Origin of the sequence: Corynebacterium sp. HMSC074C01 (assembly GCF_001814605.1) — a bacterium.
GTDB lineage: Bacteria > Actinomycetota > Actinomycetes > Mycobacteriales > Mycobacteriaceae > Corynebacterium.
Genome location: NZ_KV817258.1, coordinates 1 through 1410 on the forward strand (window position 1 = coordinate 1; position 1410 = coordinate 1410).

Genomic DNA, 1410 nt, shown 5'->3' on the forward strand with positions numbered 1-1410 from the left:
TTGATTTTGTCCTGTAGTTGTCCGGAGTGGATTAGGCATCGCAAGATGTAGTGGTTGAGGTTTTTAAATCCCAGGGCGATGCCGCGTAGGTGTTCGAGTCTGCCGTTGATTGCCTCAACGGGACCGTTGGATGCGCCGATATCAAAGTAGGCGAGCACATCTTTGCGTCGACGCCACAGGGTGCGTCCCAGTTGGGCGAGCTCTTCTAAGCCTTTTGGTAGTCCTTTACGCAGGGTGTGGATGATGCGTTCCATGAGCTTTTTGCCTTCCGATTTCTTCGGATGCGCGTACGCTGCGATCACGTCTTGGTAGAGCAGCCACGTTACTTCTAGGGCCACGTAGTCGTCATCGGTGGCCCACAGCATTTCTAAGCGTTGCTTTTGCCGCTCGGTGAGATAGTTCGTCCTGGTCAACAGGGTGCGCCGGTGCTTGTACAGCGGGTCATCTTTGCGTCCGCGGCGCCCGGTGGTCTCACGTTGGAGTCTTTGTCGGCAACTGGTGAGCTTGTCGGCTGCCAGATGCACCACATGGAAAGGGTCCATGACTTTATTCGCCTGTGGTAGTTGCTCTTCAACTGCGGTGGCATAACCGGTGAACCCATCCATGGTCACCACCTGTATCTGCTCCCGGAAGCTGGGGGCACGCTCTTTAAGCCACCCGCTGAGCACGTCGGCGGATCTGCCCGGTCGCATGTCTAACAAACGAGCAGGACCACGCCCGTCCACCAGCGGGGTGAGGTCAACAAGTATGGTCACCAGGTTTGATGCCTGACCTGGTTTGCGGGTGTGTTTCCATACATGTTCATCGACTCCAAGGATACGAACCCCGTCTAGGTGACAGGGGTCGCCGTAGACAAGCTGGCGGCAGGCATCCAGTGCGACCTGATTGACCAGATCCCAGCCCACACCGAGTGCTTTGGCGGTAGCCGACACACTCATCCGGTCAATAGCAAGGCGCTGCAAGATCCAGCGGGTGACCCGATAAGTGAGCTTGGCACCGTCATCCGCGCAGGTTAAAGATTCTTGGAAGATCTTCCTCTTACATGAGGCGGCTGTGCACAGGAACCTGGGGACTGTTACATGCAACCTGGTGGGGAATCCGACGACAGGAAGATCAACGAGTCGACGGGTGGTGTGGTCGCGCAGCTTTCCTGGCTGTCCGCAGTCCGGGCACACGCCGATAACGGCTACTGGCGTGGCCTCAATGATGGTCAACGCTCCGGCATCAGCGGCACCGGTGATAGCAAGTCCGATTTCCGCGGTACGGCAGATAGTGTCAGCAACGAGGTTTCCAGTAGGCTTCACAGTACGGGTCCCTGGTGGGTTTAGATGGTTGTGTAGGAACTTTCATCTTCACACCAGGGACCCCTACATGTTGTGGTGACCCGCTGAACCCGTCGTTTTCTACCTC

1 protein-coding gene is annotated in these 1410 nt (G+C 56.8%); it reads right to left on the minus strand.

Annotated elements, in window-relative coordinates; genetic code table 11:
- Positions 1-1304, minus strand: a 1304-nt coding sequence (locus HMPREF2978_RS01675; protein WP_070743789.1) for an ISL3 family transposase, incomplete at its 3' end; no start/stop codon positions are given.
- Between the last annotated feature and the right edge of the window lie 106 nt (positions 1305-1410).